General features: G+C 30.2%; 4 protein-coding genes. All 4 read left to right on the forward strand.

The annotated features are described in order from the left end of the window. The first annotated feature begins 5 nt into the window (after positions 1 to 5). Positions 6 to 8,690 (forward strand): non-ribosomal peptide synthetase, encoded by an 8,685-nt coding sequence (locus H527_RS0116815; protein WP_027413771.1) that lies wholly within the window; start codon positions 6 to 8, stop codon positions 8,688 to 8,690. 141 nt (positions 8,691 to 8,831) lie between these two features. Continuing rightward, positions 8,832 to 13,286: a MupA/Atu3671 family FMN-dependent luciferase-like monooxygenase gene (locus tag H527_RS0116820; protein ID WP_027413772.1), complete on the forward strand. Its 4,455-nt coding sequence runs from the start codon at positions 8,832 to 8,834 to the stop codon at positions 13,284 to 13,286. Between the two features lie 218 nt (positions 13,287 to 13,504). Then, positions 13,505 to 15,142 carry an MBL fold metallo-hydrolase gene (locus H527_RS0116825; RefSeq protein ID WP_051316841.1) on the forward strand — a complete coding sequence of 546 codons (1,638 nt, stop codon included), beginning with the start codon at positions 13,505 to 13,507 and terminating at the stop codon, positions 15,140 to 15,142. A 309-nt stretch (positions 15,143 to 15,451) separates the two neighbouring features. Beyond that, positions 15,452 to 17,488, forward strand: a 2,037-nt coding sequence (locus H527_RS0116830) for a condensation domain-containing protein (protein ID WP_027413774.1), incomplete at its 3' end; no start/stop codon positions are given.

The raw sequence follows: 17,488 nt of genomic DNA on the forward strand, positions 1-17,488 counted from the left end.
AAAGTATGAATACTATTGTACAAAAAATAACATCAAATTACTGGAGAAGTAAAATAGGGGATAGAGATAATGTAGATTATACAGATGTCCAAATAAATTCTACAGAAAAGAAGTGTCTGAAAAAAGAAGATTTAGCTTATTTTCATAGAATAACATCAGGAAACGAAATTGTAGAGTTTACAGTTTTACTTTCTGTTTTCGCAGCACTTTTACAAAAGTATTTCGAAGATTGTGAACTTATTTTTTCTAAAGGAATAGATCAACAAACAGAAGCCTTATTGTTATTTGCGATTGGGGCTTTAGAGGAAAGAACTTTAAAGACATATATTCAAGAAATAAAAGAAGAAGTACAAGATGTTTATAAATATAGCAACTATGACAGTACCTCTATAACAAAAAAATCTTTTGATGAATACTCTTCCTTTGCACTACTATTTAATAGAAACGAAAATGAATCTTTTCGACTTCCATTTCAATTACGAGTTAATAAATTTGAAAACAAGGATTTTGAAATTTCTATATCTTTTTGCGCCAATTTTATAAAAGAAGAAATTGCGGCACATTTTTTAGAAAATTTTACCACTTGGTTATTAAACTTAGAAATATATATAACACAAGCTGTACAAGATATATCTATAGTTTTCGAGAAGGAACGAGAGATTTTACTACATGCATTTAATAATAATAAGGTGATTTTTGATAGAAATCAAACTATAATTAGTGTATTTGAAGCCCAGGTAGTAAAGACTCCAGATCACGCAGCACTTTTATATAAAGAAACAACAACAAGTTATCGATCATTAAACGAGCAAGCGAATAGATTAGCGAATTATTTATCAAAAAATCATGGCATAATTCGTAATGATTTTGTAGGAATTAAATTGGATAGGAACGAGGATTTGATCATTTCTATTTTGGCAGTTTTAAAAATGGGAGCAACATATGTTCCTATAGATATTAATTATCCAAAAGATCGAATTGCATACATAGAGAAAGATAGTAACTGTAGATTAGTTATAGATAAAGAATTATTACTAGATTTTAAGAAAGAGCAAGAAAATTTTTCAAAAGAGAACATTGAAATAGTTAAAGAACCAGATGATCCGGCATATATTATTTATACTTCGGGTACTACAGGTAATCCAAAAGGAGTAATGATAACTCATAGTAACGCTGTAGCATTACTTACTTGGGCACAAATAGAGTTTGATGCTTCTGTATTTGAGGTTGTATATGCTGCTACCTCCCACTGTTTTGACTTATCTGTTTTTGAAATGTTCTACACACTATCTGTAGGAAAAACCATAAGGATTCTTAATAATGGTTTGGATATTATATCTTATTTAGATAAAGATAAAAAGGTTCTATTAAACACGGTTCCTTCTACAATCAAGAAAATACTAGACGATGAAGGGGATCTTAGTAATGTTACTGTTTTAAATTTAGCAGGAGAACCTTTTCCATTAGATATAGCTAATAAATTTACAAATACAGCAATCGAAGTACGTAATCTTTATGGCCCATCAGAAGATACTACGTATAGTACATGTTATAAGTTAACAAATAATTCTTACACTACAGTACCTATAGGTAAAGCAATTTCTAATACACAAGCATATATACTGAATGATAATTTAGAACTTGTACCAATTGGAGTTATAGGCAAGCTTTATCTATCTGGAGCAGGAGTAGCAAAAGGATATTTAAATCGGTTAGACTTAACTACAGAAAAATTTATATCCAATCCTTTTATTAAGGGATCAAAAATGTATGATACCGGGGATTTAGCAAGATGGATGCCAGATGGTAATATAGAGTTTTTAGGAAGAAAAGATCATCAAGTAAAATTAAGAGGGTATCGTATAGAATTAGGCGAAATAGAAAATACGATATCAAAATTTTCTAAAGACATAAAACAAGCTATAGTAATAGTTAAAACAGTAAAAAATGAAGAAGTACTGGTATGCTATTATGTTGAAAATGATTCTATAGATAAATCTAAATTGAGGGTGTGTCTACAAGAACAGTTGCCTTCTTATATGGTTCCTAACCATTTTGTTGTTATAGGATCAGTTCCACTAACCCCTAATGGAAAAATAAACAAAAAAGCTTTACCAGAAATTACCGAAGGAGATATCACCAGAAAAGAATATATAGCACCTAGAGATCAAACAGAACAAACCTTGATTACAATTTGGGAAGAGGTAATAGGAGTTAAAAATATAGGTATAAGAGATCATTTTTTTGAGCTAGGAGGGCATAGTTTAATGATTTCTCAAATAATTAATAGAATTCATAAACAACTAAATAAAAGTGTACCATTAAAAACTTTTTATACCAATCCTACTGTAGAAAGCTTAAGGGATGTTTTAAAAGACCAAGAATTTTTTGCTATAGATCGTGTGACCAAAGCAGATTGTTATGTAACGACTCCTTCTCAACAACGATTATGGCTTTTGAGCCAGTTAGAAGATAGTCAGGCCTATCAAATAACAGGAGCTGTAGAAATAAATAGAAACGTTATAAAGGCTGACTTTATAAAAGCTTTTGGATATGTAATTGAAAGGCATGAGATATTACGAACATATTTTAAAAACAACGAGCAAGGAGTTCTGCATCAATATATAATTTCAAAATTAGATATCGATTTCAACCTTTGTTTTGAAGATTTTTCAATGTCTCAGTTTCCAGATCAATCTGCAGAAAACTATATAAAAGAACAGCAAAACAAAGGCTTTAATTTATCTAATGCACCTTTGTTTAGAGCAACACTTTTAAAGGTAAAAGAAAATAAATATATTTTCTTTTTAGCAATGCACCACATTATAAGTGATGGATGGTCATTAGAGGTTTTAACATCAGAGATTATAGAAAGTTATATACAGTTAAAGAAAAACAATACTATATCCTTACCAGACCTACAAATACAATTTAAAGATTATGCTGCATGGTTAACAAAAGCTAATCTCGAAGATTCACAAAAACTATCCAGAGAGTATTGGTTAAATACTTTTCAAGGAGAATTGCCAATATTGGAACTACCAAGCTTTAAAAACAGACCATTAATAAAAACCTATACAGGTAAAGAATTAAATTATCAATTTCCAGTAAAAGTTTTATCGCAATTAAAGAGATTTTCGCAAGAACAGCAAGTAACTTTATTTATGACATTAATGTCAGTGATCAAGACTTTGCTTTATAGATACACAAATCAAACAGATATTATTATAGGTACTCCTATAGCAGGAAGAGAACACTCAGACCTGGAATCTCAAATAGGATTATACCTTAATACATTAGCAATACGAACGCAGTTAGATAATAAGGATAATTTTATAGAGGTACTTCAAAAAGAAAAGCAGCAATTATTAGATGCCTATACACATCAAAATTTCCCTTTTGATATACTTGTAGAGCAATTGAAGCTGAAAAGAGATGTTTCTAGATCGCCTTTGTTTGATGTTATGGTTGTATTTCAAAATCAACAACAATTATCTGGTTTTCAAAGCAAAACATTAAATTCAGACATAACTATAAGGGATTATAAGTTAGAAAGAGAATCTTCTCAATTTGATTTATCCTTTACATTTATAGAAAGAGAAGGACTCTCTTTAGATATTTCTTATAATACAGACATTTATGAAAAAGAATTTGTTAAAGGGATTTTTACACATTTAGAGAATATATTTGATCAAATAATAGAGTATCCATCTATTCCTTTAGTAGAAATAGAATTACTTACCAATAGAGAGAGAAAATGTATTTTAGAAGAATTTAATACTACCACAATAACATATCCAAAAAATAAAACAATAGTTGACTTATTTATAGAACAGGCAGAAAGGACTCCAGAGGCTATAGCTCTTGTTTTTGAAGATAAACAAGTAACATATAGAGAACTGGATAGTTTATCTAGTGATTTGGCGAATTATTTACTTGCTAATTTTGATTTACAAGCAGAAGATTTGGTAGGAGTAAAGCTAGATCGAACAGATTGGCTAGTTGTTTCTTTACTTGCAGCATTAAAAGCTGGATGCGCATACGTGCCAATAGATCCAAATTATCCTAAAGCAAGAATAAAAAATATTGAAGAAGACAGTAATTGCAAAGTTATAATAGATGGTTACTTACTAAATTTATATAAAGAGACCCCTTCTTTATCATGTGCACTATCTATAACCAATACCAGCCCAGATACTATTGCTTATATAATCTATACATCAGGATCTACAGGTAACCCAAAAGGAGTAATGATAACCCATAGCAATGCAGTTTCTATGCTACATTGGGCAAATACAGAATTTAAAAATACAGATTTTGAATATCTGTATGCCGTTACTTCTCATTGTTTTGACTTATCTGTTTATGAACTGTTTTATCCGTTAAGTATAGGTAAAAAAATAAGACTGTTAGAAAATGGATTATCTATAGGGGATTATTTGGGTAAAGACAAAAAAGTCTTAATTAATACAGTCCCTTCAGTAATACAAACACTTATAGATAAAAAAGTTTCTTTTCATAATACTGCGGCAATTAATTTGGCAGGAGAACCATTTCCTTTAGCACTTGCAAGTCATTTTAAAGATTCAGAAATTGAATTAAGAAACCTTTATGGCCCATCAGAAGATACTACTTATAGTAGCTGTTTTAGAGTAGAAAAAGAATATGATCGTTCTGTGCCGATAGGCAGACCTATTTCTAATACGACCATGTATATTTTGTCCGATACTATGAAATTACAGCCTGTTGGAGTAATAGGAGAATTATATATTTCTGGAGCAGGAGTAACCAAAGGATACTTAAATAAGCCAGATTTAACACAACAAAAGTATATTCCTAATCCTTTTGTTGATGGGGATCTTATGTACAAAACAGGAGATTTAACCAGATGGCTTCCCGACGGAAATATAGAGTTTTTAGGAAGAAAGGACGATCAGGTAAAAGTAAGAGGATATCGTATAGAATTGGGAGAGATAGAAAATGCACTAACTTCTTATGAGTATATAGAGCAAAGTGTGGTTGTAGTACAAGAGGTAGAAAATAATAACGTGATAGTATCTTATTTGGTAAGTAACAAAGATTTGGAAAAACAAAAAATACACACTCTGTTGAGTGAAAAATTACCAGATTATATGTTACCTAGTTATTACATACAATTAGATAAAATACCATTAACTCCAAATGGTAAAATTGACAAAAAAGCATTACCGTTAGTAAGCAATGCCGATATTATAAAAACGGAATATGTAGCTCCTACAAACACAACAGAAGAAAAGGTAATAAATATATGGCAGAATATTTTAGGGGTAAAAGGAATCGGGATTACAGATAATTTTTTTCAACTAGGTGGGCATAGTTTATTGCTAAGTAAACTAATTAACGAATATAATAGAGTTTTTGAAAAAGAAATAGATCTAAAACAAATCTATTCTAATACCGTAGTAAAGAGTCATGCTAGTTTACTGGCAAATACGGTAACAACAAAACTGAATAAAATAGAGAAAGTTGAAGAGCAAGAATTTTATAAACTATCTCCATCACAAATTCGATTTTGGTTATTGTATAAAATACAAGGAAAATCAAAAGAGTTTAATATCTATAGTAAATTATCCTTACCTAAGGATCTTAATATAAAAGTTTTCGAATCTGCATTTAATGTAATTTTAGAAAGACATGAAGCTTTGAGAACCATATTTGTAGAGAACAATGGAAATCCAAAACAAAAAATACTTAGTTACGAGGCTATTGATGTTTCTTATTTTGAAACAAATAATGTAGCAGAAATACAAAATGCAATATTTACCCACGAATTTGATTTAGATATTTCTCCGTTGTTTAAAATTGCGGTGGTAAAAAATGACGATTCTTTTACATTATTTTTTAATGTGCACCATATTATAAGCGATGGCTGGTCTATGGATGTTATATCCAAAGAATTGATGGAAATCTATCAAGCTAAACTTTTAAAATTAGAACCCAATCTTCCAGTATTAGAAACACATTATAAAGACTATACCTATTGGCAAAATGAAAAGTTAATGTATGGCAAAATGTTTTTGCAAGAATCCTATTGGAAAGAAAAATTATCAGGAGATATACCATATCTGCAATTACCAGCAGATTATGGAAATAAAGTAAAAAATTCAAAAACAGCATCTGCGTACTACACTATCTTTTTAGATGAAAAATTAAAAAAGAAAATAGATAAAGTATCCTCAAAAAATAAAACAAGTATTTTTTCTGTTTTTGTAGCTACCTTAAAGATATTAGTAAACAGATTGACCGCAGAAAAAGATATTGTTATAGGTATACCCGTAGCCAATCGAAGTCATCATCAATTAAAAAATATAGTTGGGTGTTTTATAAATACCTTGATGTTACGAGATCAATTAGAGGATAAAGCAACATTTCAAAACTTTCTTTTAGAAGTAAATAAAACAATAATGGAAGCTTTGGCATATCAAGATTATCCTTTTGAGCAAATACTGGAAGAACTCGATATACCTAAAGATCAAAATCGATTCCCTTTAAGTTCTATATTTTTAAACATGCTCGATTTTGATGCTAAATCAGAGGATTGTATAGATGTATTTGACTATCAAGAAGGGACTTTAGAAGCTTCTCCAAAATTTGATTTTGAATGTTACTTGAAAAGTTTTATCAATGGATACGAGATAAAATGTGTATATAATAGGGATCTGTTTAAAAAAGAAACTGTAAAATATTGGATAGATACATATCTTTCTATTATAGAGCAATCTGTAGAGGATACCGACAAAAAACTTAGAGAGTTTAAAGTTTTTGAAGAATTTATTTTTCAAGAAGAAGATCCTAAGCCCGTAAACGAATTTAATTTCTTTGAAGCTTTTGAAATTGAACAAAGCATTATAGACAGGTTTGAAAAACAAGTTAAAAAATATCCAGATCACATTGCTGTAACATGCAATGATAAATCGGTAACATATAAAGAGCTAAATACAAAAGCAAATCATCTTGCTAATAAAATAGTATTGGCTACAAGTAATATACAACAAAGAATAGCTTTATTACTGCAACATGATGAAAATTCAGTAATAGCCATGCTGGCAGTCTTAAAAGCAGGTTGTTCTTATGTGCCAATAGATTCAGGAAGTCCTAACAATAGAATACAATTTATATTAGAAGATTCTAAAAGTAGTATTCTTATTTGTAATAATAGTACCATAAAAGCAGCAAGAGAAGTTAAAGAAAGCCTGTCAAACCTTACTATAATTCAAGTTTTAGAAAAAGAAATTGTTCCTGGGATTCCTAATTTAGGTATAAAAATAGACCCTAAAAGCGAGTCTTATGTTTTGTATACCTCTGGATCTACAGGAAACCCTAAAGGAGTACTGCAAAATCATAGAAACGTACTACACTTTATAAGAGTATATACCAATAATATTCATATCGCAGAAGAAGACAACCTAAGCGTATTTTCTACCTATACATTCGATGCCTCTGTAAAAGACATTTATGGTGCATTATTAAATGGTGCTACGGTAAGCATATATAACATTACTGAAAATGGATTACATAATTTATATGATTGGTTATGTATAGGTAATATATCTATAATACATATGGTACCAACGATTTACAGGTATTTTTTAAACGGATTAGAAGAAAACCAAATCTTAGATACCGTTAGGATTGTAGATATGGGGGGGGAGGCTTGTTATAAATCAGATTTAGATATATTCAAAAAGTATTTTTCTGCAGGAACCTTATTTGTAAATGATTACGGACCTACAGAATCGACTATAGTATTACAAAAATTCTTATCCCATGATTCGCAAATAACCAGAGCAAATATTCCTTTAGGAAAACCAGTAGTCGAAACAGAAGCTTTTCTTATAGACGAAAATAATCAAAAGGTAGGTATTTATGGAGAAGGAGAAATAGTTTTTAAGAGCGATTATCTTTCTCTTGGATATTTGAATAGAAAAGAATTAACCGAAAAAGTATTTGTAACAGACCCAATAAAAAACGAAGGCAGAATATATAAATCAGGAGATATTGGCAAGTTACTACCTAATGGAGAAATTGAGTTTGTAAAAAGAAAAGACACACAAATAAAACTAAATGGATTACGAATTGAATTGTCTGAAATTGAAAATCAATTAGAATCTATAACATCTGTAAATAAAGCAATTGTGTTATTACAAGAACTCAATGAAAATAAATATTTGGTAGCATATATCCATTCTCAGTTACCAATAGAAACTAACGATATAAAATCTGAATTAATGAATAGTTTACCAAAATATATGATTCCTACCGTTTATATACCAATAGAAACTTTTCCTTTAACAAGAACAGGAAAAATAGACAGAAAACAATTGCCATTGATTACTCTAGCTGATATAAAAACAGATGTATACGCTGCACCAGAAAATAAAATTGAAGAAAAACTTGTAGAAATATGGGCAGAAATACTGAATTGTAATACCAATGAGATTGGGGTAAAAGATAACTTTTTTGAACTAGGTGGAAACAGTCTTAAAGTGGTTATGTTACTTAATCTGGTAAATAAAGAATTTGGAACTATGTTATCTCTAGAAAATGTGTACGATACGTTAAGCATAAAAGAATTTGCAGAAATATTAAACTTTTCAACTCTTCAAAATAGAGAAATAACAAGCTTAGATAACGAAGAAGTGGTATTGTAATCCGCCATTTTTTACACACAAATCATCAATTTAGTATAACGCGTTATCTCTGGTTTTTACCAGGGGCTACCATTCTATTCTACATTTTGTAGCGGTATATATCCCCCTACAGCCTTATAATAACATCTAAAAATTATTCCTGTGAAAAAACAATTGATTCATAAACTGATTTCCTATAATGTAAACCTAAAGGTTGTAGACGGAAAATTAAAAATTAATGCACCAAAAGGAGTATTGACTAAGGATTTATTAGAAGAAATTAAATCTAATAAGGAATATTTAATAAACCTGCTTTCTTCGCAGACAAAAATACCAAAAACACAAACCAGCGATAGCTACCCGGTAACTCCGTCTCAGGTTCGTTTTTGGGTATTAAGTAAGTTCGAAGGAGGAAATGAAGCATACAGTATTTCTAACGAATTAGAATTTGAAGGTGTTTTTGAAAAAGAAATATTTTTATCCGCTTTTCATACCATAATTAAAAGACATGAAAGCCTTAGAACCTATTTTAAAGAGAATGAAAATGGAGAGTTAAGGCAATATATAGTGCCTTTTGAAGCCGTAGATTTTACCATAAACTATCAAGATGCAAGTCATTTAGAGTCTACTGTAAGAGAAGAGATTATTTCAAAACATCAATCTTGTTCTTTTGATCTCGAAAAAGCACCTCTTTTAAAAATCGAAGCAATAAAGATTGAAGAGAAAAAACACCTGCTTTTATTTAATTTACATCACATAGTAGGAGACGGTTGGTCTCTAGAAATTTTATCCAGAGAAGTAATACAAGTATACAATGCCCTTTTAAATAAGCAAAAAATAGAATTAGAAGAACTACCAATACAGTATAAAGATTATACCGTTTGGCTAGAAAGCGAAGAGCAACAAAAACGTTTAGAAACTTCTAGAGAGTATTGGTTAGATAAATTACAAGGAGAGTTACCAGTTTTAGAACTTCCCGAAGTTAAAAAACGACCTAAAATAAAAACGTATACAGGAGACTCTTTTGAATATTGCTTTTCAGAAAAATTCACAGAGACTTTAAACAAGTTTAGTAAAAAAGCAGATGCTAGTATATTTATGGCATTAACTGCAGGAATAAATGGGGTGTTTTATAGATATACCAATAAAACAGATCTTGTTTTAGGTACGGCAGTTGCGGGTAGAGAACATCCAGATCTTGCTGGGCAAATAGGATTGTATTTAAATACATTACCAATTCGTACCCAATTTGATATATCTGCAAGTTTTAAGGACTTACTATCTATTCAAAAAACAACCCTAATTGATCTTTATAAATATCAAAACTACCCTTTTAATGAATTAATAGAACAATTAGATATAAAAAGAGACACCTCCAGATCTGCATTATTTGATGTTTTAGTACTCATGCAAAATCAGCAAGATACATTAGCATCCAATGAGTTTTCATTAGAGGATATCAAAGTACAACCTTATGAGAATAAGAATAAAAAAACAAGTCAGTTTGATATAACGTTCTCCTTTACAGAGCAAGAAAAACATATAAAAGTTGCTGTAGAATATAATACAGATATCTATAATGAAGATTTTATATCCAGACTATTAACACATTTAGAATGTTTTATAGCAGAAGGTATTAAAAATCCAACACAACCGATAGCTACTATAGAGTATTTATCTGCAAAAGAAAAAGAAGAATTAATTCTGGATTTTAATAACACATCTGTGGATTACCCTAAAGATGTAACAGTGTTGGATAGTTTTAATACACAAGTACAAAAAACACCCAAAGCTACAGCACTTATATTTGAAGAAAAAGAACTTTCTTATGCAGATTTGGATAAAAAATCAGATCAATTAGCAAATTATCTAATTTCTAAAGGAATTAATAAAGATAAAGTAGTAGGCTTATGTGTAGATAGATCTCATGAAATGATAATTGGTATTCTTGGTATCCTAAAAACAGGTGCTGCATACCTTCCCTTAGACCCATCCTATCCAATAGATCGTTTAGATTATGTTATTGAAGATAGCGAAGCAGCTTTAATCGTAACCAAAGAAGCAATTAAAAACTTTATTCCGAATACAAAAAATATAGTATGTTTTGAAGAAGAAACTATTTGGAATACAGAGGATGTTACGTTGCCAAAAGTAGATTCAAGTCTTTCTGCATACATGATTTATACCTCGGGTACTACAGGAAAACCAAAAGGAGTAAGGATCTCTCACCAAAACCTGTATAACTTTTTTCTGGGTTTAAATAATAAATTCGAAATCTCTGAAAAAGTTGAGGTTTGGCTGGCAGTAACCAGTATGAGTTTTGATATTTCTATACTAGAAATGATATGGACTCTAACCAGAGGTAGTAAAGTAGTTATACAATCGGATCGACCAGTAGTGGTAAATCCTCTAAAACAAATGGATTTCAGTTTGTTTTATTTTGCGGCACAAGAAGAAGTAAAAACAGAAAACAAATATAATTTATTATTAAAAGGAGCAGATTATGCAGATAAAAATGAATTTAAATCTATTTGGGTCCCCGAAAGGCATTTTCATAGTTTTGGTGATCAATTCCCTAACCCTTCTATCGCTGCTGCTGCTGTAGCAGCTACTACAAAAAACATTACTATTCGTTCGGGTAGTGTGGTATTACCATTGCATGATCCTGTTAGAGTTGCAGAAGAATGGTCTATGGTAGATAACCTGTCTAATGGTAGAGTCGAATTATCTATCGCATCAGGATGGCACCCTAATGATTTTGTTTTAGCACCACAAGATTATGAGAACCGCCACCAAATAATGAAAGATAAAATAACCACTCTTAAGAACATTTGGAAAGGAGATTCCTTAATAAGAAAAAATGGAATAGGACAAGATTTCGAATTTCAAATTCATCCAAAACCTGTTCAAAAAGACCTTAAAATATGGATTACCGCTGCCAGAAGTATAGAAACTTTTAAGTATGCAGGAACTATAGGAGCGAATATTCTAACACATTTATTAGGTCAAAATATAGAAGATCTAAAAGATAAAATAACAGTTTACCGAGAAACTCTTCAAGAAAATGGATTTGATCCAGATGCAGGAAAAGTAGCGGTTATGTTGCATACTTTTGTAAGTAACGATACTTCTTATGTAAAAGAAGTCGTAGAAGAACCTTTCAAAAATTATTTGAAGCACTCTATAAACCTTATGAGAACGGTAGCTTCAGATGCTAATCTGGATATAGATAAAGATCTGGATATGATATTAGAAATGGGCTTTCAGCGATTCTATAAAACCAGTGGCTTATTTGGAACTCCAGAAAGTTGTCTCTCCCGAATCAAAGAATTAAACGATGTTGGAGTAAACGAGATAGCTTGTCTTTTAGATTTTGGAATAGAAACAGATACCGTTATTACTAATCTGGAGTACCTAAAAAGATTAAACGTTTTAGTAGATAGAAATAAAGCACAGTATGATTTTTTATCTAATAGATTACAGAACCAAAAGCCTATCGCAAAGCTTATCAAAGAAAATAAAGTAACCAATTTTCAAACCACTCCTTCTTTTGTCCAAGAACTTTTAATAGATGAAGAAGGAAAAGAAGCATTGCAACAAATTGAAACTCTTTTGGTAGGAGGAGAAGCATTATCCAAAACAATAAGTAACACGTTGTTGGATATCAGAAAAAAATCAATCTTTAATATGTATGGACCAACAGAAACTACTATATGGTCTACTATTAAAGAAATCACAGAAAAAGATACCATAACTATAGGTAAACCTATTGCAAACACACAGGTGTATATACTAGACGAAAACAGGCAATTATGTCCTGTTGGAGTAACAGGAGAACTGTGCATTGCAGGAGATGGTGTATCTGTTGGATATAAAGATCGGGAGTCGTTAACGGCAGAAAAGTTTATAGAGAATCCTTTTAATTCTGCAGGAGAATCAAAATATATATATAGAACGGGAGATGTAGCCAGATGGCTTCCTAATGGAGAATTAGAATGTTTAGGTCGAATAGATAACCAAATAAAACTAAGAGGACACAGAATAGAATTAGGAGAAATAGAACATACTCTTAAAATAAAAGAAAATGTTGTAGATGCTGCCGTAGGAATTACAGCCGATGCTTCTGGAGAAAAAGAATTAACAGCATATATTATATCAGAAGATCATGAAAGTACTAATATATTAAGGGGATACTTACTCGAATATTTACCAAAATATATGATTCCTAATCGGTATATATATGTAAAAGAGTTTCCTCTTACCCCTAATGGTAAGTTAGATAGAAAAGCTTTAATCGAAATAAATGGAGAATATGTTGTTAAAAGAGAATACGTGGCTCCTGGAAATGAGATAGAAACAAAATTAACTTCCATTTGGGAAGAAGTATTAGGGGTAAATAAAATAGGAGTTACTGATGATTTTTTTGAATTAGGGGGACATAGTTTGAAAGCTATTAGTATGAGATCTAAAGTTAATAAAGAGTTTAACCTCAATATAGAATTTACATTAATTTTTAAATCACGAAATATTTTAGAACTAGCAAAATTTATAGAATATACTTTATGGGATAAACAAGAATTAGAAGTAAATCTTGTAGTCGATAAAGTAATGATCTAATTAATAGTTCTCTTTATTCCTTTAGTATAGCCTAACAAATATTTGCTAAAAAAGAAGAATTAAAGTATAGCTTATCCTTTAGCTATACATAAACAAGATATTGGGCTTCATATAGGGTAAACACAAAACCATTATTAGAAAATATAAAAAAGAGAAATACCAGCTATTGGTCAAACTGAATTTCCAGAGAGCCTTATTCACTAAATAAATATATAAATATGTATAATAGTAATCAAATAAAAGACACGGACTTAGTCTATATCAAACCCAATCTTGCAATTGAAGCGTTAGTAGATAATTGGTATGCATGGGCACATCTTATTTCTCCTGCAACGGCAGCTATGAATATTAGAGGAAGGCATTTAAAAATAATAAATTCATATATTCAAAATCCAAAAATCCATGCGTCAGCTGTTAAAACACCTAAAATGCTTGGTGGACCTTTTATTGATTATGAAGGTAAAAGGGTTGATGAGATAAAAGAATTAAAAGAAAATACTCTGGAGCAATGTACAGATTTATTAGAAATGTGTACCGCTATAGATGATTTAAATGAACTTCTGAAAAATGAAGCTAAAGGCTATTCTTTAAATTCATTATACGATAAAATACCTGAGGTACTTAAAGGTTATGTAGAATTATTTTATGATCTAAATAATAATCCTTCCTTTAGGATTTATGAGCCACTTTTATACAATAGTAAATATTATAAAGAATCATTACAAAGTTTTAATTTATTTTTAATAACTGATGATGATTCAAGATCTTTTGTTTTAAGTACTCCTAAATTAGCTAATGAAGAAATCCTTCAAATCAAATTACCTCTTAAGAGCCCAAAAATTGATGATCTTTTTGAGATGGCTGATCACCCTAAAAAGTATGGTTATATAAAAAGTATATTTGATTTGACTCCTCAACAGGAAGCACTTTTCCAAACGTTTTTCACAACAGAAGCTCCTTCTACCTATAAAAAATATATGGGAGAAGGAATACTTACCAGATATTTTGGACATGCAAGCATATTTGTAGAGACTAAAGAAACAACTATTTTGGTGGACCCTGTAATAAGCTATGGCTATGAATCTGATATTTCAAGATTTACATATGCAGATTTACCAGAAGCTGTAGACTATTTACTTATAACACATAATCATCAAGATCATGTCTTATTCGAAACATTATTAAGAATAAGGCACAAAGTAAAAAATATTGTTGTTCCTAAAAGTAATAGTGGGGCTTTACAAGACCCCAGCCTTAAGTTGATGTTACGTCAGATAGGTTTTAAAAATATTATTGAATTAGAAGAAATGGAAACTCTTACTTTTAAAGATTGTTCTATTACAGGAATTCCATTTTTAGGAGAGCATTCGGATTTGGATGTTAGGAGCAAATTATGTCATCTTGTTACATTTAAAGATGGATATAAAATGATGTTTGCTGCTGATTCATGTAATATACAACCTCGTATTTACGAGAAAATTCATGAAATAGTTGGGGATATAGATATGATTTTCTTGGGGATGGAATGTGAAGGAGCTCCTTTAACTTGGATTTATGGACCATTAATGTCTTATCAGTTAGAAAGAGATAAAGATGCAAGTAGAAGGTTAGCAGGTTGTGATTTTGAACAATCTAAAGCACTTATTGACATATTTAATCCAAAAACAGTCTTTATTTATGCAATGGGTATGGAACCGTGGCTAAAATATATTAGCTCTATTAAATATACAGATGAATCAAAGCCTATAGTAGAATCCAATAGGGTATTAGAATATTGTAAAGCTAAGAATATTGATTCTGAAAGACTTTTTGGAGAAAAAATAATTGAATATAAGCAAGAAATCCTAATGGCTTAAAAAAAATATTAACCCATAATCATCCTATTTATTTAGAAATAATCTACTATATTTTTAAATATCAGTAAATAGTAAATTGAGTAGGTATAAAAGATCTTATTTCAGAACATAAATAATAAAGTAAGATTTTTATATAAGAAAACTTCAGAAAAATTTATGCAGATCAAGTATTAGCATAAATTTTAAGTCAGGTACTCAAACTTAGACTTCACTTAATTTTCTTTTAAAAAACATGAATACAGGTTTTTTTAAAAGAAAATTATAATACATCATTCAACAGATTTATCATCATTAGTAAATTATAAAGCAATGGAAAAAGTAAGGAAGTTACTTACCGAACTAAGTAAACAACAAATTAAATTGATCCTAAAAGGAGATGATTTAGAAATTGTTTCTTATGAAAAGAAAATTAAGACAGAACAAATTCAAGAGATTAGATTACTTAAAAACGAAATTATTTCGTATTTAAAAAGTTTGGATAGAAACAAATCTTTATATACATCATCTATACCTAAGATTAAAACTAAATTATCTGGTTATTCATTATCTAATGCACAGCGTAGATTATGGTTAGCAAGTCAAATTGATGATGGTTCTATTGCTAATAATATATCGCACACAGTATTTCTAAATGGAGATTATAATGTAAATTATTTCCAAAAGGCTATCCATGCTGTGATAGAGCGTCATGAAATATTGCGTACTGTGTTTAGGTTAGATGATAAAAGTGAGGTTCTACAGTATGTTTTGACTGCTGAGGAATTAAATTTTTCAATTGATTATAAAGATTTTAAGGAAGAAGTAAATCCAGAGAAAGAAGCAAAATTTTATATTTTATCAGACTCTTCTAAGCCTTTTGATTTGGCTAGTGGACCTTTATTGAGAGCAAGTTTGATTCAATTATCAAAAGATCGTTATATATTTTATTATAATACTCACCATATTATTAGTGACGATTGGTCTAGGAAGGTACTATCCAGTGATGTTATGACATATTATAATTCTTATATATATGGGATACCTTTAGATTTATTACCATTAAGAATACAATATAAAGATTATGCTGCTTGGCAATTAGAACAATCAAATAGTGATTTGTATAAAGAGCATAAAGAATATTGGATCTCACATCTTCAAGGGTATACCGAACTCATAGACTTGCCATCAGAGAAAAAAAGACCTCAGGTAAAAACATATAATGGAAAAAAAATAGGAGCACGTATCTCTCCAGAAATCACTTCGAAATTAAGAAGCTTTACATCTGACAATGGAGGAAGTTTATTCATGGGATTATTGGCAGCATGGAAAATTCTATTATATCGCTACACAGGAAAAACAGATATTACTATAGGTAATCCTGTATCAGGTAGAGATCATGTGGATTTAGAAGATCAAATAGGTTTTTATGTTAATGTTTTAGCATTGCGCAACCAAATCCATCCAGAAAATAATTTCACTACATTTTTTGAACAAATTAAAAACAATACTCTTTCCGCATATGAACACCAGACATATCCTTTTGACAAACTATTAGAGGACAATGATGTAAAAAGAACTACTGATAGAAACCCTTTATTTGATATTTTGGTAGACTATCATGGCGTTTCTGAAACAGGTTTAAACTTAGATAATGAAGATGAGATAAGAAATTTAGGAAATTGCATGGTAAAATATGACATAGAATTTGATCCAACCGAAGTTTCAGATGGGATAGATATTTTGATAGGGTTTAATACCGATGTTTATGAACAAGAAATGATAGAGGAATTTGTTATTCATTTCAAAAAAATAATAGAGGTTTTATTAGAATATCCTCAAAAACCCATAAAACAAATAAACTTTTTAAGTCAAGAAGAAGAGGATTTTTTACTATCTGATTTTAGAGCATCAAGTGATATTTATAGAAATGATCGTACATTTATTGATTTGTTTTTAGCACAAGTATCTTCGACTCCAGATTCTACTGCGGTTGTTTTTCAGGGTAGTTCTATTACCTATAGAGAATTAGATTCCTTAAGTAATCAACTAGCCAGGTATTTACAAGATCATGGCGTAGGAAAAGAAACATTGGTTCCAATTTGTGTAGAAGGGGCTTTAGATATGATTTTAGGTATTTTAGGAGTTCTTAAATCAGGCGGTGCCTATGTTCCTATAGATCCTAATAGCCCTCAGCAACGCTTAGATTTTATACTAGAGGATACCGCTGCCCATCATCTGTTAACCCATTCGGATTTATCTGATATGTTTGATGGTTACGGAGATAGCCTATTCGTCACTACTATGGATACTTTTCAGGAAGTATTAGAGGGCTATTCTGCTACTTCCTTGGATAGTAGACCTACTCCC

Origin of the sequence: Aquimarina muelleri DSM 19832 (assembly GCF_000430665.1) — a bacterium.
GTDB lineage: Bacteria > Bacteroidota > Bacteroidia > Flavobacteriales > Flavobacteriaceae > Aquimarina > Aquimarina muelleri.

Excerpts from the sequence above, each read along its gene's own strand:
- H527_RS0116825 (WP_051316841.1), top strand. The coding sequence starts at position 13,505 with ATGTATAATAGTAATCAAATAAAAGACACGGACTTAGTCTATATCAAA.
- H527_RS0116815 (WP_027413771.1), top strand. The coding sequence starts at position 6 with ATGAATACTATTGTACAAAAAATAACATCAAATTACTGGAGAAGTAAA.